This window comes from Leisingera sp. JC11, from assembly GCF_040704725.1.
Lineage (GTDB): Bacteria > Pseudomonadota > Alphaproteobacteria > Rhodobacterales > Rhodobacteraceae > Leisingera.
On the sequence record NZ_JBFCVS010000004.1, the window covers coordinates 189,060 to 209,687 of the forward strand.

Below are 20,628 nucleotides of genomic sequence, written 5' to 3' on the forward strand. Positions count from 1 at the left end.
ATCCCCGCCGCCCCCGCGCGGACGCTTTGCTGAGCGGGCTCTCCCGCGCGCGCTCCACAGGGCCGCCGGGTGAGGTTGCGGCAGACGCAGCATCACAGCCCCATAAAAAGCCTTAGAAAATCTGCGGCAACCAGGACACGGTTAGTAACAAAATTACCTCAAATGCGGCGCTCACATACTGGACAGGACAGCTAAAATTGTCACATTGTGGCCTCAAAATGGCCGCAAAAGACGGCCGCTGGGCAAAATACAGGCAACGAAACCATACGCCGATGGCCGAATTCCGGGCCGCGGCACATTATAGATGGGCGGTAAATTTATGAGCACGGTCGCATATATCACCCGCGATATGGCGGGCACTACGCAGCATGGAAATTTTTCCGAAGGCACCCCGGCGCGTATTGATGCAAGCCACTCCAAGGACATTTCACTCAATCTCAGCCCAGCTGACGTCGAGAGCTATTCCCGGCAAGGCAGCAACCTGCACATCACCCTGGCAAACGGCCAGGAGCTGGTGCTGGAAAATTACTATTCCTTTGGCGCAACAGGCGGCAAGAACCTGTTCCTGAGCCAGGAAGGCCAGTTCATCGAAGTGGTGCTGGAGGACAAGTCCGGCGGTATGCTGTTTGCCACTTACGAGCCGCTCGACCTGGCCGGCAAGTGGAGCGCCTATGACGAGATGGTGTTTCTCGACGTCGACCGGATCGAACCGGTTGTGGCACCGCTGGCTGCGCCCCTGTTCGGCGGCCTGGGCGCGGCTGGAGCCGCAGCGGGCGTCGTCGGTGCCGCGGCGATTGCCACCGGCGGCAGCGGGGATGGCGACGGCGGCGGTGGCGGCGGTAGCAGCGGCAACAATGGCAATACCTTTGTGACCATCGACAGCGGGCTGGCAGGCGGAGACGATACGATCAGTGCAGCCGAAGCAGCGGCCGGAGTGACCCTGACCGGCACCGCTGAGGCGGGTTCCACAGTGGAAGTCACTTTTCAGGGTGTGACCCGCACCGTGACAGCCACCGATGAAGGAACCTGGAGCGCGGACTTCGCCTCTTCGGAAGTAACCGGCGGCGAGTACGACGCGCCGATCAGCGTCACATCGACGAACGCTTCTGGCGACACGGCAACAGCCGCCTCCACCATCCGCATCGACACCGAAACCGCGGTTGCGATTGATGATGGCCAGGCCGGCGGCGATGACATGATCAATGGCGCAGAGGCCGCGGGCGGGGTGACCCTGACCGGCACCGCCGAAGCCGGGGCAACCGTGGAAGTGACTTTCCAGGGGGTGACCCGCACGGTGACCGCCACCGACGGCGGCACCTGGAGCGCCGATTTTGCCGCCTCGGAAATCCTGTCTGGCGAATACGATGCAGAAGTGACGGCCACGGCAACCGACGCCTTTGGCAACACCGAAACGGCCACCGGCACGATCCGGGTGGACACCACCACCACCGTAGACATCGATTCCGGCCAGTCGGGCGGCGACGACATCGTCAACAACGCCGAAGCCGCAGCAGGCCTGACACTCACCGGCACCGGAGAGGCCGGCGCGACAGTCAGCGTCACAGTTGAAGGCGTCACCCGGACTGCCACGGTGGATTCCGATGGCAATTGGGCGGCAGAGTTCGAAGCGGGCTCCCTGCCCGCCGGTGAATATGACACAACGATCAGCGTCACCTCGACTGACGAAGCGGGCAATACCGCAACCGCCACGGCGGATCTGCATGTGGACACGCTGGTCGATCCGCTCACCGTGGAAACCGCAAGCGTCGAGGGCGATGGCATCGTCAACGCAAGCGAGCGCAGCGACGGGGTCACCCTGACCGGCACCGTGGAGCCGGGCTCAACCGTGGTGGTGCAGCTGGGCGATGCCACCGAAACTGCGGCCGTGGACGCTGACGGCAACTGGAGCGTGGACTTTGCCGCCTCTGGCATTGCCGAGGGCAGCTATGAGGCGGACATCACCGTCACCGCCACCGACGCTGTCGGCAACACCTCGGAAATCACCGACACATTGACTATCGACACTGAAGTTGTGCCGTTCGAAGCGGACAGCATTGCCGATGATGACATCGTCAACATCGCCGAGCGCGCAGCTGGGCTGACCCTGACCGGCACAGTGGAGGCCGGCTCAACGGTCGACATCACCATCGAAGGCGTGACCCGGGCCGCAACCGTCGATGCCGACGGCAACTGGAGCGTGGAGTTCGACGCGGACGACCTGCCGGAGGGCACCTACAGCAGCCAGGCAGAGATCACCGCGACCGACCCGGCTGGCAATACCGCGACCCTGACTGAGACCTTTGAGGTCGATACCGAATACGATGCGCCGAATGTTGGCAGCGTCATCAGCACCGGTTCCGGCGTCACAGGTTTCTTCAGCGACAACTACGAGGACAGCGACACCACCCATGAGCTGACCAGCGGCGGCGCGGTGGAGGATGTCACCGGCACTGAAACAGACCTCGGCGGCGGCAGCACTTTCTTCAGTTTCGACGAAACGGTGCCGGACGGATCGCATCTGGTGGTCAACCGCGTTGATGATGCAGGCAACAGCTCTGGCACCATGATTGTGTTCGAAGATGGCGCCGATGCCACGGTGCTGGATCACGCAGGCCTGTCGCAGTTCAACATCGACGAGCTGAACCTGGTACACGCGGACAATGTCGATCTGACTCTGACCGAAGCCGATATCAACGCGCTGTCCGGCAACGCTGACACACTGACGGTGCATGGCGGCTCGGACGACACGCTGACCATCACCGGCGCAACGGCCAGCGGCACCCAGACGGTCGACGGCGAGACCTACGACGTTTACACCCTGGGCGACGACGGCACCACGATCCTGGTCGATGAAGACGTCAACACCGTGATCTGATCTACCGGCCCGGTGGCTTCTGCTGCCGGGCCCAAAATATCAAAAGCCTGGAACAAAAGGGCAAAGGGCAAAGGGCAAAGGGCAGGATGCAACCGGGACGCTTTCTTTGCGCCATCGCAACGATGTGCAGCCTTTCGGCCTGCGCACCGGAACCCTTTGGCGATGCGGAAGCCAGCGGCCCGCACGGCAATTTCACACAAACGGGCGAGACCACCTCCGAAGTGATCAGCGCCCTGATGGAGCGCCGCTCGCTGCTAGCGGAGGACAGCGCCTACGGGCAGGTGGCCGCAGCCGCCATTGCCGCCTCCTCCCGCGCAGCCGAGGCAGAACTGATCAGCGCCAAGCTGCGGGCGGAGGCTGCGTCCAAGAATTGGTTTCCGACGCTGGGTCCTTCTGTCAGCCTGACTGACCTGGGCGATCTGGTGGCCGGGCTGCTGATCGAGCAGGTGCTGTTCGACAACGGCCGCCGCAAGGCAGAGCGCGAGTTTGCCGCCGCCGATGTGGAGGTCGCCGCCGTAAGCCTGTCGCAGGACATGAACAGCCGGGTGGAAATCGCCGTCGGGCTTTATGCCGCTGCCCTGCGCGGCGATGAGAAGGCTGCCTATGGCGACCGCGCACTGCGCCGGATGCAAGAGTTCCGCCGCATCGTGCAGGGCCGGGTCGATGGCGGCGTCTCCGACCGCGCCGACCTCAATGTGGTGGACAGCAAGATCAGCGGCATCCGCACCGCTACCGCCACTGCCCGGGACGCCGCTGCCACCGCACGCGCTGAGTTGCAGGCGATGACAGGGCAGGCTTTCGGCCAGAAGCCTTCGCATCTGTCTATCAGCACACCGCCCGAACAGGGGCAATTCCTGTCCGTGCTCAAGGCTGAAGCCGAAGCGGAGCGCACCATTGCCCAGGCCAAGTCCGGCCGCGCCGGGCTGCTGCCGCAAATCTCCGCCGCAGGCAATGTGACCACTGACGGCTCTGGCGCCGGGATCACCCTGGGGGTTGGCCAGCCGCTGGGGCTGGGCACGCCAGCCGCCATCCAGGCGCTTGAGGCCTCCAAAGAGGCCGCGACGCGCCAAGTCGGCGAAGCAGAAGAGGCCGCCCGCCGCGCCTACAGCCGCCAGGTGCAGCAGATTGCGTCGTACCAGCGGCAGGAGGGCGAGACCGCCGTGCTGGTGCGCCGCAGCCGCGAGACCTACGAGCTGTTCCTGAAGCAGTTCGAGGCGGGCCAGCGTCCGGTGATGGAGGTTATCCAGGTCTATGAGGAACTGGTGCGCCGCGAGCAGGCCCATATCGACGCGAAATACGAGGTGGTGCTGATCCAGCTGGCACTGGCACGCGACCTTGGGCTTCTGGCTGATGGGGACAAGATTTGACCGACACCACGCAAAAGCCGCCCAGCCCGATGCCCGCCGCCGGCAAGAAGCCGGTGCTGCGGGCCGTGCCTGTTTCCGGCCCGCAGGCCGCACCGCAAGGCAGGATGCAGCCAGCCAACACCCCTGCCCCGGCACCCAGCCCTAGTGCCAAGCTGAAGCCAAAGACAAGCAACCGGCCCAAGCCCCAGGATCCCCAGCCCGAAGTCGGCTCGCTGCTGGAAGGGGCGGCAGCCCGCATCCAGCACCGGGCCAGCCTGATTGCGACCCTTGCTGCGCTGAAGGGCAGCGAGGTGGCGGTCAGCGACGTCGCAGCCTTCCTGTGGAAGGAAACGCCGGGGGACCTGTCTCTCCACACGCTGACCAAGGCGCTGCAATCTACCGGGTTGCAGCCCAAGGTGCTGGAAAAACAAAACCTTGCCCCAGCTTTGTGGCCCGCGCTAGCGATCATGTCCGGCGGCCAGTGCGTGCTGGTGCTGGGCCAGGCCGACGATGTGCTGACCATCTATGACACTTCCTGCCCGGATAACCGCACCGAGGTGCCGCTGACGGAATTCAGCCCTTACTTCACCGGCACCGTGCTGTCGGCCCGCCCCTCGCTCAGCCAAATGGCGGCCAAGCACACACCGCAGATCGACCCCGGGCACTGGTTCTGGAGCGAGTTCCCGAAGTACCGCCGCCAGGTGGGCGAGATCATGCTGGGCTCGCTGGTGGCCAATATTCTGGCCGTCTCCGTCGCGCTGTTCTCCTTGCAGGTCTATGACCGGGTGGTGCCGCATCAGTCGCACGCCACCCTGTGGGTGCTGGCGGTGGGGGCCTTTCTGGCGATTGCGCTGGAGGCGATGCTGAAACTGGCCCGTGCCCGGCTGACCGATGCGGCCGGCCGCCAGATTGAGCTGTCAGTGCAGCACAACCTGATGCGCCGCCTGATCGGTATGCGCTCCGACAAGAAACCGCTGCCGCCCTCCGGCCTGTTTGCAGCGATGCGAGATTTCGGCTCGGTGCGGGAGTTTTTCACTTCCTCCACCATCTCGACGCTGGCGGACATCCCCTTTATCGCGGTGTTCCTGCTGCTGGTGGCTTCGATTGCCGGGCCGGTTGTCTGGGTGATCATCGCAGGCGGCATCCTGATGCTTCTGCCTGCCTATTTCATGCAGAAGAAGATGATCGCCTATACCCGCCAGACGCAAGGAGCGAACGCCAAGGCCGGGCGGCTGCTGCATGAGGTTGTGACCGAGCTCGACACAGTAAAGACCCAGCGCGGCGAGGAGCGCGTGCTGCGGTTGTGGGATGAGCTGAACACGCTGTCGTCGCACTCCGCGACCGAACAGCGCAAGCTTTCCAGCGCCCTTACCTACTGGTCGCAGGGGGTGCAGCAGGCGACCTATATCACCGCAGTGGTGCTGGGCACGCTCCTGGTATTCGCCGGTGAATTCACCGTCGGCACCATCATCGCAACCGGCATCCTGACCAGCCGGACACTGGCGCCGCTAACGCAGTTTGCCGCCACGCTGGCACGCTGGAGCAACGTAAAGGCGGCGCTGGAAGGGCTGGATGCCATTGCCCAGGCGCCGCAGGAGAAAGAGAAAGAACGCACCTACCTGCGCCGCCAGAAGATCGAAGGCCGGTTTGAGCTGCGCGAGATCCTATTCCGCTATGAGGATGACGCGGCACCGACGCTGGATGTGCAGGCGGTGGCGGTAACTCCGGGCCAGCGGGTTGCCGTGCTGGGCGTCAACGGCTCTGGTAAATCCACCCTGCTTAAGCTGCTGTCCGGCCTCTATGCCCCCGACCGGGGCCGCATCCTGCTGGACGGAACCGACATGGCGCAGATCGACCCGCGCGACCTGCGCGCGAATATCGGCTACCTCAGCCAGGACGTGCGGCTGTTTGCCGGCTCCTTGCGCGACAACCTGAACCTCAACCAACTGGAGCGTGACGACGACCGGCTGATGGAGGCGCTGGAGTTTGCCGGCCTCGGCGCCCATGTCCGCAACCACCACAAGGGTCTGGACCTGGAGATCAGCGACGGCGGCCATGGCCTATCGATCGGGCAGCGCCAGTCGATCGGCTGGGCGCGGCTGTGGCTGCAAAATCCCTCTGTCGTGCTGCTGGATGAACCCACCGCGGCGCTGGACCAGACGCTGGAACGCACTCTGGTCAGCCGCCTGGAAAGCTGGCTGGAGGGACGCACCGCGGTGATCGCCACCCACCGGATGCCGATCCTGTCGCTAACCAACCGCACCCTGATCCTGCAGTCGGGCCGGATGGTCGTGGATGGCCCGCGCGACCAGGTTCTGGCGCATCTGGCCGCAGGAGAGGGCAAATGACCATGGCGCTTCAAGATCCCTACGGCGATGCGCAGACGCCGCGCAGCGCCAGCCGTATCATCTATCTGGCGCTGGCCGCCGTGCTCACCTTCCTGATCTGGGCCGCCTTTGCCTCCATCGACGAGATCGTGCGCGGCGAGGGCCAGGTGGTCTCCTCCTCGCGTGCGCAGATCGTTCAAAACCTTGAGGGCGGCATCCTGGCGGAACTGCATGTGCGTCAGGGCGATATTGTCACCGCAGGGCAGGTGCTCGCCAAGCTGCAGGACACCAAGTTCCGCACTGCTGCGGATGAGCTGCAAAACCAGATCGATGCGCTGGAGATCCGGCGCCACCGGCTGGAAGCGCAAATGAAGGGCGCCTTTGAATTCGCCGTGCCGGACATGCTGGCACAGCGCTCCCCCGGCATCCTGGCTTCCGAGCGCGGCTTGCTTACCGCGCGGCAAACGGACTTTGCAAGCCGCCGCGACAGCGCCCGGCAAGTCATGGATCAGCTGAATGCGGAGCTCGCCAATATGGAGAAGCTCTTCAAGCAGAAGATCGTGGCGCTGATTGAAGTGAACAAGGTCCGCAAGGCGGCCACCGACGCCCGCGCGAAATATAACGAAATCGGAACCCAGGCGGAACTGGAGCAGGCCGAAGAATACGCCCAGACCCTGCGGGAGATCACCACCCTGCGGCAGGAGCAGCGGCTGGCGGTGGACCAGCTGAACCGTACCATCATCACCTCCCCCATGGCGGGGATCGTGAACAGCCTGGCCGTGACCACCATCGGTGGCGTGATCCGCCCCGGCGAGGAGATCCTGGAGATTATCCCGCTGGGTGAAGAGTTGTTTGTCGAGGCGCGGGTGAAGCCGGAAGACATCGCCAGTGTGCAGCCTGGCCAGGACGCCACCATTAAGCTCTCGGCCTATGACTATACCATCTACGGCTCGCTGCGCGGCAAGGTGGATTTCGTCTCGGCCGATACCTTCGAGGATGAGCGCAACCCGCGCGCCGAGCCCTACTACCGGGTAACGGTGCGGGTAGACAAATCCGGTTTCACCGAACGCCAGCAGTCGATCGAGATCCGCCCCGGCATGCGGGCCACGGCTGAACTTCAGACCGGTTCCAAGACTGTGCTGCAATATCTGCTGAAACCGCTCTACAAATCCCGCGAGGCGCTGCGCGAGCCCTAAAGAAGCAAGAGGCCGCTCCAGTCCGGAACGGCCCCTCGGCTTTGACATGCGGAAAACGGCGGATCAGCCGGCCCGGCGGATCAGATCGCTGAGCGTCGCATCCAGAGCGGTGCCGATCGACACCCGGCGGCTGCCCATGGCAGCCTTGGCTGAAATCACCGAAACAAGCCGCGGCGCCTGGCCTGGGCGCAGTTCCAGCACCGGCGATCCCGAGGCCCCGAAGTCCACCAGGCAGGACATCACCAGGGTGCGGCTTTTGCGGGCGAGAACGCTGCAAGAGCGTTTCAGCCTGGGCCGTGTCGCGTGATGCTGCGTATAAGACAGCACATCCAGGGTATCGCCCCTCTCGGCCCCCCAATCCATCGCCAGCGGCGCTATCTGGCGGCTGCTGATCGGCCGGTCCAAGCGCAGAACCGCCAGATCGCTGCCGACCTGATGGGCGCCGGACGGGCGGTATTGATATTGCGGATGCAAAACAGCTTTCGCCACTTGCCGCAGCGCAACAGCCCGGCGCCCGGACAGTCCGGCCTCAAACCAGATGCTCTGCGGATCAACCCTGGCGCCTGTCCTGGGATCGAACAGACAATGCGCGGCAGTCAGCACCAGATTGGGTGCAACCAGCGCTCCGGTGCACATGTTTTTGTTGGCAATGTTCAGCCGTCCGACGGCTTCCAGCCCCTGTATCGTTTCGGCGCGTGCCTGCGGCTCATCCGCAGCCGCGCCTATAGGCATGCCCAGGGACAGGCATGCCGCAATTGCAGCAATAGTCAGTCTCATAACCCACTCCAGCTTCCCACATGGGCATCGTCATTCAGGCGTGCGGCTGGAATGAGACCCAAAGTTGCCGGGCTGAGACCAAAAGGTGGACAGAATACGGCAGTGTTAACAATTCTCTAACCCCCCGGTTATTGATGCTTAACCATGGCAAAAAAGCCTGCCGCTTGGCCAGGAAAAGTAAACAAACCGTAAATATTTTTCCAACCCGCGAACAACAAAAGAGAACTTTGGTTTCAATTTCAGGCAGAATCCCGATTTGGAGGCTCCGGTCTGTCGCGATTCGAAGCCATCCAGGCCGCAAAAGGTTAACGAATCCAACCCGTCCTGCCGGAGCGCTTGCCTGCAGCTGTTAACCAGCCCTGCACTCCTGATCAGGCCAATTCCTTAACGCGGGTTTAGCCAACGGCCGCCCAGACAGGACACCGCCGCCGGAAGATTACAATCAATATGAGATTTTTTTCGGGCACCGGCCCATCATTAACGGATCGCAAATCAATCTGACGTTGTATCAGGCAGAATCTCATTTTTCCGTCCGCAGCACCTGAGCGGCGGATGCCTGCCGGAGGTATTAAGGTGAAAATGTTCCGCAACCTGAAATTGGCACACAAACTGCCCCTGCTGGTCGTCGGCACTGCTCTGACGGTAACCATCGTCCTGATTTCCTTCAGCAGCAGCTATTTCCGCCGCAGCGTTGTTCATGATGCCGGGGTTGTCCTGCAGTCCCTGATCGGCGACCGCGAAGCGGCGCTGGAAGCCTATTTGAAGTCAATCGAAGCCGCAGTCCTGACGGTTTCTTCTGTTCCTTCTACCGCCAAGGCGATGAAAGATATGGGTGTAACCTGGGACAGCCGCGGCGGCAGCGGGCAGAAAGAGGTCAGCAATCTGTCGATGTTTGCCTCAGCAGCCTCTCCTTATGACATCCACTTCGAACGCAACCACCCGGCCTTCGAAAAGATGATGGAGCGGCTGGGCTTTTACGATATTTTCCTGATCTCCCCTGAGGGCGACGTGATCTTCTCCGTCGCCAAGGAAGCAGACTACGCCTCCAGCCTCACAGCCGGGCCTTATAAGGAGTCTGGTCTGGCGCAAGCTTTCCGCCTGGCCGCGGAGGGAGAGAAGGAACACGTCTATTTCTCCGACATAGCACCCTATGCACCCAGTGCGGACGCTCCCGCAGCCTTTGCGGCAACCCGTATCCTGGACAGCGGCGGACGCTACATCGGCGTCTTTGCACTGCAGGTTGCAATCGACGAAATCGCTGCGATCACCTCCAGTTTCGAAGGCGATCTGAAGACGCTTGACGTGTACCTTGCCGGGCAGGACCTCAAGGCCCGCACTCCCTCGCGTCTCGAAGGTGGCCATGGGCTGCTGGACGACTTGCCGGCGCTGCCTCATATCCAACGTGCCTTTGCTTCCCTTTCGGTCTCGTCAAGTGAGGCGCCGGCGAACACTGATGCCACCTTCTACCCATCCGTCATCAAGGACAACGGGCGCGAAGTCACAGCAGTTTCTGCGCCTGTCAGTTTCCGCAATGTGCAGTGGGCATTGGTCGCAGAGCTTGACCGGACAGAGGTTCTGGCTCCGGCCACGTCCCAGAGGCAGATCATGATCCTGATCTCCTTGGTCTGCGCAGCGCTGGTCTCTTTCTTCGGCTGGCTGTTTGCGCGGTCGATCACCAGGCCGATCGACCGGATCTGCACCGACATGGAGGCGGTGTCCTCCGGCGATCTCGATACCGAGGTGGAGGCGGCAAGCCGCACCGACGAAATCGGCAAGATCGGCAGGACCCTGGTCTCCATGCAGGACGACCTGAAGCTGGCCCGCGCCGCCGAGGAGGAGCGCGCCGAGATGCAGCGCCAGCAGCAGCAGGTGGTCGAAAGCCTGAGCGCCGGCCTGGTGCAGCTCGCCGACGGCGATTTCTCGCAGCCGATCACCTCTGCCTTCCCGGAGGAATACGAGCAGCTGCGGCAGAACTTCAACAGCACCGTCAGCAACCTCAGCGGCACCGTGCAGCAGGTGATCGAGGCCTCCGGCAGCATCCGCAACGGCGCCGCCGAGATCAGCCAGGCCTCCGACGACCTGTCGCACCGCACCGAAAGCCAGGCGGCGACGCTGGAGCAGACCGCCGCGGCGCTGGATGAGCTGACGGCATCGGTGAAATCCGCCGCCGACGGCGCCCGCAGCGTCGAGGCGACCATGGCCGCGGCCCGCACCGAGGCGGAAAACAACCGCGAAGTGGTGCAGAGCGCGGTCTCGGCGATGACCGAGATTGAGCAGTCCTCGAACCACATCAGCCAGATCATTTCGGTGATCGACGACATCGCCTTCCAGACCAACCTGCTGGCGCTCAATGCGGGCGTCGAGGCAGCGCGGGCGGGCGAGGCCGGCAAGGGCTTTGCGGTGGTCGCCAGCGAGGTGCGGGCGCTGGCGCAGCGCTCCTCGGACGCGGCGATGGAGATCAAGACGCTGATCTCCGACAGCTCCAAACAGGTGGAGCGCGGCGTCGACCTGGTCGGCAAGGCGGGCGAGGCGCTGCAGAGCATCGTCGAGCAGGTGACCCATATCTCGCAGCTGGTCTCCGGCATTGCCGAAGGCGCGGCGGAGCAGTCCACCGGCCTCAACGAGATCAACACCGGCGTCACCCAGCTGGATCAGGTGACCCAGCAGAACGCGGCGATGGTCGAGGAAGCCACCGCGGCGGGCCACATGCTGAACACCGACGCGGGCAAGCTGGCCGAGCTGGTGGCGCATTTCCGGGTCTCCGGCGGCACCCTGTCCGCCCGCCCGGCGCCGGCAGCAGCCCCCGCCCCGGCGGCCAAGCCGGCGCCCTCGGCGCATGGCGGGGGCAACTGGGAGATCGAGGCCAGCCCGGCGCCTGCGGCCAGCAGCGGCAATGCCGCCCGCGATCTCTGGCAGGACTTCTGAACACTCACCGGAGGCGCCGCGGAAAACGGCGGCGCCTTCAGACCGTGCCCCGCGGCGGCAGGAATGCCGCCACAAAGGAATGGCGCCAGGCTCCCGCAAATATCGCAGCACACCGCCCGCTTGCTGCCCGGTTCCGCGGCAGCTGCCTTGGTCGCGCTCCCTATGGAAGCCGCATCGCGCGGCACCAAATTGCTGCAATCAGCCTCTAATTTTCGGCAAACTTGGAACGCCTTAGACACCGATCCAAGTGGCGGCCGGCACCGTGAAGCTTCCGGGAAATTACAGAGGCTTGCGTGTCAGCAGCGCAAAATCCTCCGGCCCCTTCGCGCAACTCAGTTTTCATTAATGATATCCCCTCAGATAATAAATCAATGCGCGTATCGGCCTAAATAATTCTGCCCTTGCGTGTCTTGCTTCGGATGCCTCCATTCCAGGAGCCGTGCCAATTCAAAGGGGTAACAGGATGAGTAACAATCGTTTTCCAGAAGCGGCTGCAACGCCCTTTTTGCAGCCCGTGATCCTCAACATCCTTTCAGTGGATGATGACGAGATAGACAGGCTGCGCCTGAAGAAGCTGTGCCGCAAGGCTGGAATGGAGGCCGAGTTCTTTGAGGCCGCCAATCTGGGTGAAATGCGCAGGCTTCTGGACAAGGAACGGTTCGACCTGGTGTTTCTGGACCACAACCTGGGCATGGACACCGGCCTGGATGCCCTGAAGCTGCTTATGGCCCACGAAGAACAGGTGCAGGCGGTTCCGATCATGCTGACAAGCGTCACCAGCTATCAGACCGCCGTCAACGCCATGCGCCGCGGTTGCGCCGACTATATCGTCAAGGAAGAGCTGTCCGTGGACGCGCTGATCAAGTCGATTGCCTCTGCGATCGAACGGCGGGCGCTTTACGGCCAGCTGTCCAGCGCGCGGGCGTCGGAGAAGGAGCTGAAACGGATCTTCCAGCGCTTCATCGTCGGCTGCGGTCCGGACCTGCGGCTGCTGCTGAGCCGCACACTGGCAGGTGTCCGGGTCGTAAAATCGCAGGCACGGCAGGATGAGGGAATATCGCCTTCCGTGCTGTCGGATGTGACGATGCTCGAACGCAGCTGTAAGGATCTGGTGGCGTTCATGGATGATCTAGATAGCGTGATCGAAGACACCCGCGAAGTGACCGCCCGGGTTTCCCCGAACCTGCTGCAGTAGCGGCCCGGCCGGGTTCTGCCCATGGCCGCCGGAAACGGCAGAACCAGCATCCGTGCCATGCAGCACCGAACCAGCCGGCAGAAAGGAGTTTGAAGATTATGCAGAATACCCGAACCGCCAGCCGGTCGGCCTTGAACATCATTCTTGTGGAAGACGATGACGGCGACGCCAAAGCCCTGAACCGGGCCTTTGAACGGGCCAGAATTGCCAATCCGGTCACCCGGTTTGTGGACGGTGTTGAGGCGCTGGCTTATCTGCGGGGCGAAATGAGCCAGGTGCCTCCGCCTCATTTCGTGGTGCTGAGCGACATTAATATGCCGCGCAAGAACGGAATTGAGCTGCTGCGCGAAATCCGCGCCGATCCGGTACTGCACAACATACTGTTCATTGTGCTGACTACCTCGGACGACGAGCGGGACATCTCCGAAGCTTATGCCAACAATGTTGCGGGCTACATTCTGAAATCCAAGGCAGGCGAGATGTTTGCCGACCTCATGTCAACGCTCGACAACTACTGGCGCATTGTCGAGCTGCCCGAAATTCACATCAAACAGGTGACTGATGGCAGCACTCAACATCCTGCTCATTGACGATGACGGCGGCGACGGGAAGCTGATGCTCCGGCTGCTGAAGCAGCACCATCCGGACGCCAGGATCAGTGAGGCCGACAGCGGTGAAAGTGCGCTTGGCTTTGCCGGGTCTCCTGCGGACATCATCTTTCTGGATCACTTGCTGCCCGATGGCACCGGGCTCGACCTGATCACCCGGCTCAAGGAGGCCTGGCCGCAGGCCGTGCTGTTCATGACAACTGGCCACGGGGACGAGGAGATTGCCAAAAGCGTCATCCTGGCTGGGGCCAGCGATTACATCCCCAAGTCGGCTCTGAGCGCGGAGGCGCTGAAGCGGATGATTGCAAACGGTCTGAAAGTCGCTGACATGCGCTGGCGGATTCAGGAGCAGCAAAACGAGCTCCGGCTGTTTTCGGACGTGCTGGTCCACGACATCCGGGCCCCGCTGCGGGCCATCAAATTCCTGAGCGACCAGATCCAGGAGGAATATGAGGAGGGCGACCTGGAGGAGGTTTCCCGGCAATTCGATCTGATGAAAAAGTCGGTGAACAAAACGTCCGAGCTGATTGAACGGCTGGCAAGCCATATCAACCCGCACAGCGACGGCCGGGCGGAGCGTGTCTCTGTCGACAGCCTGTTCGACAGCTTGCGCGCGGTTCTGGCGCAGGATCTGGCGGAATCCGGTGCCCGGATCGACTGGCAGTCCGGCGGGCTGAGTGTGCTGTGCTTCCCGCCCGATATCGTCCAGCTGCTGCAGAATTTGATCAGTAATGCCATCAAGTACAGCGGCGGCGGGATCCCAGAAATCTCTGTGACCGCCGAACCTGCCCAGTCTGGGGTGATGATTTCTGTTGCCGACAATGGCATTGGAGTGCCGCCGGAGTACCGGGAGAAGATCTTCGAGCCCTTCAAGCGGCTGCAGCGTGGCAGCGAGCAGCCGGGCACCGGTCTGGGCTTGGCGACCTGCGCCAAAATCGCCAAACGCCACAAAGGCCTGATCTGGTGCGATCCGCAAACGAAAACCGGCACCACGATCCGGTTCACGATCAGCCTGGACCCGCTGCCTGCCCGCGAGACAGCCTGAAGGCGCGTGCTGTCATGGGCGGAATGCTTTCGTCATTCCAGCCTTGCGGAATATCACTGAAGCGACCTATCCGCTGGAGGTGTTGCCTGCCTCATCTGCCGCCGGGACGTAAGTGATCTAAGAACCCAGTGCACCTGGGCTATTGGGGAATATGCGCGGCTGCACACTTCGACATGGGTGCGGCCACCGTCGCTGCCCTTCACGCTGACAGGCCTTGCGCAGACGCTACCCTTCCAACGAGACCCAAAGCACACGGGCGTCTTCCGCACTGACGGAGACGCAACCATGGCCCATGCCGCTGTCGTAATAGACGGAATCCCCAGCCCCCATGCGCAACGGCCGGTAGTGCTCGGTGTAGAGGATCAGTTCACCGCTCAGCACGAACATGAACTCCTCCCCTTGGTGGCGCACCCAATTGTCGAACTCGGTCACATCGCGCGCCTTGATGGTGCTGATATAAGGCACCATGCGCTTGCTGGTCAGTTCGCTGCACAACAGCTCGTGATCATAGGTCGAGGTTTCCTTATGCTCGCCTGCCCCTGTGCGGGTGAAATCCCTGCGCCCGGTCACGCCGCTTTGGCTGGACTGCACAAACAGCTGCGGTGTTTCCAGTTCCAGCGTCTGCATCAGGCGGCGGATGATCTCGAAACTGGGCCGGGTCTGGTTGTTCTCGATCTTGGACAAAGTAGACCTGCCGATGGCCGCAGCCTTGGCCGCTTCCTCCAGCGTCAGCCCCTTTTCCTTGCGGGCATCCCGAATCATTTTACCCAGCACTTCCCCGTCCGGGGCTTCTACCACATCGGGGCCGAGCCCTGTTTCTTCTGAGGGAATTGGTTCCATTTCTGCGAATTCTCCTGATCCGCAAACAGCTTAGCTTTGATGTATCTGCGGGTCAAAATTTCCAGGACCGTACTTTTTGTTTGCAATAGGGAAAAAGTTTCCTATAGGAGACGCAACGTCGTATACGACTGAATACGTGCCGGTCCTGAACCGCTTTTCAGAGGAGAAACCACATGAGCGCATATGATCTGATCGTGATCGGAGCTGGCCCGGGCGGTTATGTCGCAGCAATCCGCGCCGCGCAGCTGGGCATGAAGGTGGCCTGCGTCGAAGGCCGCGGCTCCCTTGGCGGCACCTGCCTCAACGTCGGCTGCATCCCCTCCAAGGCGCTGCTGACCTCCTCCAGCAAATATGCCGAACTGTCCCATCTGGCCGCGCATGGCATCGCTGTTGAGGGTGCCAGCCTGGACCTGGGCGCGCTGATGGCGCGCAAAGACAAGATCGTTGGCGACCTAACCAAGGGTATCGCCTTCCTGTTCAAGAAAAACGGTGTCGACCACATCGAAGGTTGGGCCAGCTTTCCAGCACCTGGCCAAGTCAAGGTGGGTGACGACAGCTACACCGCGAAGAACATTTTGATTGCCACCGGATCGGAACCCGCCACCCTCCCAGGAGTGGAGATCGACGAGGTGGACGTGCTGAGCAGCACCGGCGCGCTGGCCCTCAAAGCCGCGCCAAAGCATCTGGTGGTGATCGGCGCTGGCGTGATCGGGCTTGAACTCGGTCAGGTTTGGTCACGCCTCGGATCCAAGGTGACGGTAGTGGAATACCTCGACCGTATCCTGCCCGGCATCGACGGCGAGATCGCCAAACTGTCCCAGCGGGCGCTGAGCAAGCGCGGGCTGAAGTTCCAGTTGGGCCGCGCGCTGAAGGCCATTGAAACGGGCGAAAACGGCCTGACCCTGACGCTGGACCGCGTGGGCAAGGACAAGGAAGAGCAGATCGAGGCCGACAAGGTGCTGGTCGCCATCGGGCGCCGCCCGGTCACCCGCGGCCTGGGTCTGGAAGACCTGGGCGTCTCCATCAACACCCGCGGCTTCATCGAGGTGGATGAAACCTTCCAGACCTCCGTCCCCGGTATCTTTGCAATCGGCGACTGCGTGCCTGGCCCGATGCTGGCCCACAAAGCCGAGGAAGACGGTGTTGCCTGCGTCGAGATCATGGCAGGCGAGCATGGCCATGTGGATTACAACACCGTCCCCGGCGTGGTTTACACCGACCCGGAGGTCGCGTCTGTTGGCCAGACCGAGGAAGCATTGAAAGAGGCCGGCGCCGAGTACATAACCGGCAAGTTTGCCTTCATGGCAAACTCCCGTGCCCGCTCCACCGGTGAAACCGACGGTGCGGTGAAGGTACTGGCTACGCCGGAGGGCAAGATCCTCGGCGCCCATATCTGCGGCGCGCATGGCGGCGACCTGATCGCTGAGCTGGTTCTGGCGATGACCAAAGGCGCCACCGTTGAGGAGGTGGCCCGCACCTGCCACGCGCACCCAGCGATGGGCGAGGCGGTCAAGGAAGCCTGCCTCGACGCGCTTGGCCGCGCCATTCACGCCTGATCCGGAGATCCGCCAGATGACGATCCAGCTGCGCCCCCGCCACCCGGAAAAGGCCCACAAAGCCGACAGCGCTGTTCCGCGCAAACCCAAGTGGATCCGCAAGAAAAAGATCGAGAGCGCGGAGTATTACGAAACACGCAAGCTGATGCGGGAGCACGATCTGGCAACCGTCTGCGAAGAGGCCGCCTGCCCCAACATCGGCGAGTGCTGGTCGAAGCGCCACGCCACCATGATGATCATGGGCGAGATCTGCACCCGCGGCTGCTCTTTCTGCAACGTGACCACCGGCAAGCCGGACACTCTGGATGCGTTTGAGCCGGGCCGGGTGGCAGCGGCGGTCAAGAAGCTGGGCCTGCGCCATATTGTGATCACCTCCGTAGACCGCGATGATCTGGCGGACGGCGGCGCGGAACACATTGCCCAGACCATCCGCGCCACCCGCCACCAGAATCCTGGCACCACCATTGAGGTGCTGACTCCGGATTTCCTGGGCAAGGGTGCGGCGGCTGATGCGGTGTTTGAGGCTGCCCCCGACGTTTTCAACCACAACCTGGAAACCGTGCCGCGGCTCTACCCGCGTGTGCGCCCCGGCGCGCGCTACTACACCTCGCTGCGGCTGCTGGATGACGCCAAGCGCGCCAACCCGCAATTGTTCACCAAGTCCGGCATCATGGTCGGCCTGGGCGAGACTTTGGACGACGTGCGCCAGGTGATGGACGACCTGCGCGCAGCCCAGGTCGATTTCCTGACCGTAGGCCAGTACCTGCAGCCCACCCCCAAACACCACCCGATCGACCGCTTCTGGTCGCCGGAGGAGTTTGCGCAGCTGGAACAGATCGCGCGCTCCAAGGGCTTTTTGCATGTGTCAGCGACACCGCTGACCCGCTCTTCGTTCCACGCGGATGAAGATTTTGCCGCCCTGAAAGAGGCCCGTCAGATGGCTTTGGCAAAGGGCATTTAACCTTAACGCAAGCGGGAGGAGACCCATGGAAGCGTTAAATTCAATCGTAGGAGCCGTAAACGGCGTGGTTTGGGGGCCGATGATGCTGGTCCTCATTCTCGGCGTCGGCTTCTTCCTTCAGGTTGGTCTGAAATTCATGCCGATCCGGAAACTGGGCATGGGCTTTGGCCTGATGTTCAAAGGCCGTGAAGGCACCGGCGAAGGCCAAATCACTCCGTTCAACGCGCTGATGACCGCGCTGTCGGCCACCATCGGCACCGGCAACATCGCAGGTGTTGCCACCGCTGTGTTCCTTGGCGGCCCCGGCGCGCTGTTCTGGATGTGGATGACCGCGCTGGTCGGCATGGCCACCAAGTATTCCGAGGCCGTCTGCGCTGTAAAATACCGTGAGCGCGACGAAGAAGGCAACTATGTCGGCGGCCCGATGTATTACATCAAGAACGGCCTCGGCGCGAAATGGGCCTGGCTGGGCGTTGCCTTTGCCGTGTTTGGCTCCATCGCAGCCTTTGGCATCGGCAACGGTGTGCAGGCGAATGGCGTAGCACAGGTCCTGGAAACCAACTTCGGCTTCAACACCTCCATCACCGGCGTTGTTCTGATGGTGCTGACCGGCGCCGTGATCCTGGGCGGCATCACCCGCATTGGCGCGGTGGCTGGTAAGCTGGTTCCGTTCATGGCGGTCAGCTACATCATCGCCGGCCTGATCGTCCTGGTCATCAACGCAGACGCCATCGGCACCGCGTTCAGCCTGGTGTTCACCCATGCCTTCACCCCCTCCGCAGCCGAAGGCGGCTTTGCCGGTGCGGCGGTCTGGGCCGCGATCCGCTTTGGTGTGGCCCGCGGTGTGTTCTCGAACGAGGCCGGCCTGGGTTCCGCGCCAATCGCGCACGCGGCGGCTGAGACCAAAGGCCCGGTCAACCAGGGCCTGATCGCCATGCTGGGCACCTTCATCGACACAATCATCGTCTGCTCGATCACCGGCCTGGCGATCATCGCCTCCGGCGCCTGGACCTCGGGAGAATCCGGTGCGGCGCTGACCTCGCTGGCGTTCGAAACTTCACTGCCAGGCTTTGGCGGCTACCTGATCGCCATTGCGCTGTCGATCTTTGCCTTCACCACCATCCTCGGTTGGTCCTATTATGGCGAGAAGTGCATGGAGTTCCTGTTCGGTGTGAAGGTCATGCTGCCCTACCGCATCCTGTGGATCATCGCGATCTATTTCGGTGCCACCGCCGACCTGGGCTTCATCTGGCTGCTGGCTGACACACTGAACGCTATGATGGCCATCCCGAACCTGATCGCCCTGGCACTGCTGAGCCCAATCGTCTTCAAGGTGACGAAAGAGTTCTTTGCCACTGGCGGCAAATCTGAAGAAGCCGGCCAGGCTGCCGAATAAGCTCTCCGGGAGGGCGCACCCCGCGCCCTCCCCCACCCCGAAACCATAATAATTCAAAGGCTGCACAGGATGACCGACGCACCCAAACGCACCCCGCTTTATGACCTGCACGTCGAGCTAGGCGGTAAGATGGTCGATTTCGCCGGCTGGGAAATGCCGGTCCAGTACCCCATGGGCATCATGGGCGAGCACAAGCAGTGCCGTGAAAAGGCTGCACTGTTTGACGTCTCTCACATGGGCCAGGTGATCCTGCGCGGCGACAATGTGGGCGAGAAGCTGGAAGCGCTCTGCCCGCAGGCCTATGCCACCCTGAAAGAAGGTAAAGCGCGCTACGGCTTCTTCACCAACGAGGCCGGCGGCATCATGGATGACCTGATCGTCTCCAATGCAGGCGACCACTACTTCGTGGTGGTGAATGCAGCCCTGCGCCATCAAGACATCCCTCACATGCAGGCCAACCTGGACGGCGTCGATGTTACTGAGATCTTCGACCGCGCGCTGGTTGCCGTGCAGGGCCCCAAGGCCGAGGACGTTGTGGGCGAACTGTGCCCTACCGCCCGTGAGCTGAAGTTCATGGAAACCACCATTGCCGAGATCGGCGGTGTCGAATGCCGCATCTCGCGCCTGGGCTACACCGGCGAGGACGGCTACGAGATCTCGATCCCGGAAACCGACGCGATCCGCGTGTCGAAGCTGTTCCTGGCCCATGACGACTGCGAGCCCGCAGGCCTGGGTGCCCGCGACAGCCTGCGCCTGGAGGCAGGCCTCTGCCTCTATGGCAACGACATCGACCAGTCGACCTCGCCGATCGAGGCATCTTTGTCTTGGGCGATCCAGAAACGCCGCAAGGAAGAAGGCGGCTTCCCCGGTGCCGCCCGTATCCAGAAAGAGCTGGCCGAAGGCGCCGCAAAGAAACTGGTCGGCATCAAGCCCGAAGGCCGCGCCCCCGCCCGCCAAGGCGTTGAAATCCAAAGCGAAAGCGGCGATACTCTGGGCGCCATCACCTCGGGCAGCTTCGGCCCCACCGTCGGCGGCCCGGTCGCCATGGGCTATGTTGCGGCAGATCAAGGCGCCGTCGGCACCAAGGTGAACCTCATCATCCGCGGCAAGGCGCAGCCGGCTGAAATTGTCGCCCTGCCCTTCGTTACTCAGAACTACAAACGCTAAGACATCATCAGGAGAGTCGAAAATGGCCACCTATTACTCTGAAGAGCATGAATGGATCACCGTCGAAGGTGACGTGGCAACTCTGGGCATCACCCAGCACGCTGCCGACCAGCTGGGCGAAGTTGTCTTCGTCGAGCAGCGTGAAGCGGGGGAAGAGTTCGAAAAAGGCGGCGAGATCGGAGTCATCGAGTCGGTGAAGGCCGCCTCCGAAATCTACGCGCCCCTGGACGGTGAAGTGGTTGAGGTGAACGAAACCCTGGCCGACAACCCCGGCGCCCTGAACGAAAGCCCGGAAGGCGACGCCTGGATCTACAAGATCAAGATCTCCGACGCCTCCCAGCTGGAAGATCTGATGGATCTGGACGGCTACAAAGCCCTGATCGGCTAAGCACCCCTTCCCCGCCGGAACTGCCC

15 protein-coding genes are annotated in these 20,628 nt (G+C 62.5%); 13 read left to right on the plus strand and 2 right to left on the minus strand.

The annotated features are described in order from the left end of the window. Nucleotides 1-319: 319 nt before the first annotated feature. The 4 genes from AB1A62_RS06480 (at nucleotide 320) to AB1A62_RS06495 (ending at nucleotide 7,744) form a co-directional block, all read left to right on the plus strand. Complete coding sequence (locus tag AB1A62_RS06480) at nucleotides 320-2,875, plus strand: Ig-like domain-containing protein (RefSeq protein ID WP_366660707.1); 2,556 nt, start codon at nucleotides 320-322, stop codon at nucleotides 2,873-2,875. Nucleotides 2,876-2,961: 86 nt separating this feature from the next. Beyond that, on the plus strand, nucleotides 2,962-4,242 hold the full coding sequence (locus AB1A62_RS06485) for a TolC family protein (protein ID WP_366660708.1): 1,281 nt from the start codon (nucleotides 2,962-2,964) through the stop codon (nucleotides 4,240-4,242). 29 nt (nucleotides 4,243-4,271) lie between these two features. Then, nucleotides 4,272-6,569 carry a type I secretion system permease/ATPase gene (locus AB1A62_RS06490; protein WP_366660779.1) on the plus strand — a complete coding sequence of 766 codons (2,298 nt, stop codon included), beginning with the start codon at nucleotides 4,272-4,274 and terminating at the stop codon, nucleotides 6,567-6,569. Next, the gene (locus AB1A62_RS06495) at nucleotides 6,566-7,744 is read left to right on the plus strand and encodes an HlyD family type I secretion periplasmic adaptor subunit (RefSeq protein WP_366660709.1); all 1,179 of its coding nucleotides are present in this window, start codon (nucleotides 6,566-6,568) and stop codon (nucleotides 7,742-7,744) included. The genes AB1A62_RS06490 and AB1A62_RS06495 overlap by 4 nt, the downstream gene beginning before the upstream one ends. Before the next feature lie 63 nt (nucleotides 7,745-7,807). Here AB1A62_RS06495 and AB1A62_RS06500 read toward each other — a convergent pair whose 3' ends face one another. Beyond that, nucleotides 7,808-8,521: a trypsin-like serine protease gene (locus AB1A62_RS06500; protein WP_366660711.1), complete on the minus strand. Its 714-nt coding sequence runs from the start codon at nucleotides 8,519-8,521 to the stop codon at nucleotides 7,808-7,810. A 579-nt stretch (nucleotides 8,522-9,100) separates the two neighbouring features. Here AB1A62_RS06500 and AB1A62_RS06505 point away from each other — a divergent pair. From AB1A62_RS06505 to AB1A62_RS06520, 4 genes are all read left to right on the plus strand, one after another. Continuing rightward, nucleotides 9,101-11,446 carry a methyl-accepting chemotaxis protein gene (locus AB1A62_RS06505; protein WP_366660780.1) on the plus strand — a complete coding sequence of 782 codons (2,346 nt, stop codon included), beginning with the start codon at nucleotides 9,101-9,103 and terminating at the stop codon, nucleotides 11,444-11,446. 514 nt (nucleotides 11,447-11,960) lie between these two features. After that, nucleotides 11,961-12,641 carry a response regulator gene (locus AB1A62_RS06510; protein WP_366660712.1) on the plus strand — a complete coding sequence of 227 codons (681 nt, stop codon included), beginning with the start codon at nucleotides 11,961-11,963 and terminating at the stop codon, nucleotides 12,639-12,641. Between the two features lie 98 nt (nucleotides 12,642-12,739). Further along, nucleotides 12,740-13,231 carry a response regulator gene (locus AB1A62_RS06515; RefSeq protein WP_366660714.1) on the plus strand — a complete coding sequence of 164 codons (492 nt, stop codon included), beginning with the start codon at nucleotides 12,740-12,742 and terminating at the stop codon, nucleotides 13,229-13,231. After that, nucleotides 13,203-14,294 carry a HAMP domain-containing sensor histidine kinase gene (locus tag AB1A62_RS06520; RefSeq protein ID WP_366660715.1) on the plus strand — a complete coding sequence of 364 codons (1,092 nt, stop codon included), beginning with the start codon at nucleotides 13,203-13,205 and terminating at the stop codon, nucleotides 14,292-14,294. Before AB1A62_RS06515 ends, AB1A62_RS06520 begins: the two co-directional genes overlap by 29 nt. 225 nt (nucleotides 14,295-14,519) lie before the next feature. On the opposite strand, the gene AB1A62_RS06525 is transcribed toward AB1A62_RS06520, so the two are convergent. After that, nucleotides 14,520-15,134 carry an XRE family transcriptional regulator gene (locus tag AB1A62_RS06525; protein WP_366660716.1) on the minus strand — a complete coding sequence of 205 codons (615 nt, stop codon included), beginning with the start codon at nucleotides 15,132-15,134 and terminating at the stop codon, nucleotides 14,520-14,522. A gap of 173 nt (nucleotides 15,135-15,307) precedes the next feature. Here AB1A62_RS06525 and lpdA point away from each other — a divergent pair, with 173 nt between their 5' ends. The 5 genes from lpdA (at nucleotide 15,308) to gcvH (ending at nucleotide 20,602) form a co-directional block, all read left to right on the plus strand. Continuing rightward, complete coding sequence (gene lpdA / locus AB1A62_RS06530) at nucleotides 15,308-16,690, plus strand: dihydrolipoyl dehydrogenase (RefSeq protein WP_366660717.1); 1,383 nt, start codon at nucleotides 15,308-15,310, stop codon at nucleotides 16,688-16,690. Nucleotides 16,691-16,706: 16 nt separating this feature from the next. Further along, the gene (lipA, locus tag AB1A62_RS06535; RefSeq protein ID WP_366660718.1) at nucleotides 16,707-17,651 is read left to right on the plus strand and encodes a lipoyl synthase; all 945 of its coding nucleotides are present in this window, start codon (nucleotides 16,707-16,709) and stop codon (nucleotides 17,649-17,651) included. 25 nt (nucleotides 17,652-17,676) lie between these two features. After that, nucleotides 17,677-19,047 (plus strand): sodium:alanine symporter family protein, encoded by a 1,371-nt coding sequence (locus AB1A62_RS06540; RefSeq protein WP_366660719.1) that lies wholly within the window; start codon nucleotides 17,677-17,679, stop codon nucleotides 19,045-19,047. 69 nt (nucleotides 19,048-19,116) lie between these two features. Next, nucleotides 19,117-20,214: a glycine cleavage system aminomethyltransferase GcvT gene (gene gcvT / locus AB1A62_RS06545; protein WP_366660720.1), complete on the plus strand. Its 1,098-nt coding sequence runs from the start codon at nucleotides 19,117-19,119 to the stop codon at nucleotides 20,212-20,214. A 22-nt stretch (nucleotides 20,215-20,236) separates the two neighbouring features. Further along, the gene (gcvH, locus tag AB1A62_RS06550) at nucleotides 20,237-20,602 is read left to right on the plus strand and encodes a glycine cleavage system protein GcvH (RefSeq protein ID WP_366660721.1); all 366 of its coding nucleotides are present in this window, start codon (nucleotides 20,237-20,239) and stop codon (nucleotides 20,600-20,602) included. Nucleotides 20,603-20,628 lie beyond the last annotated feature (26 nt).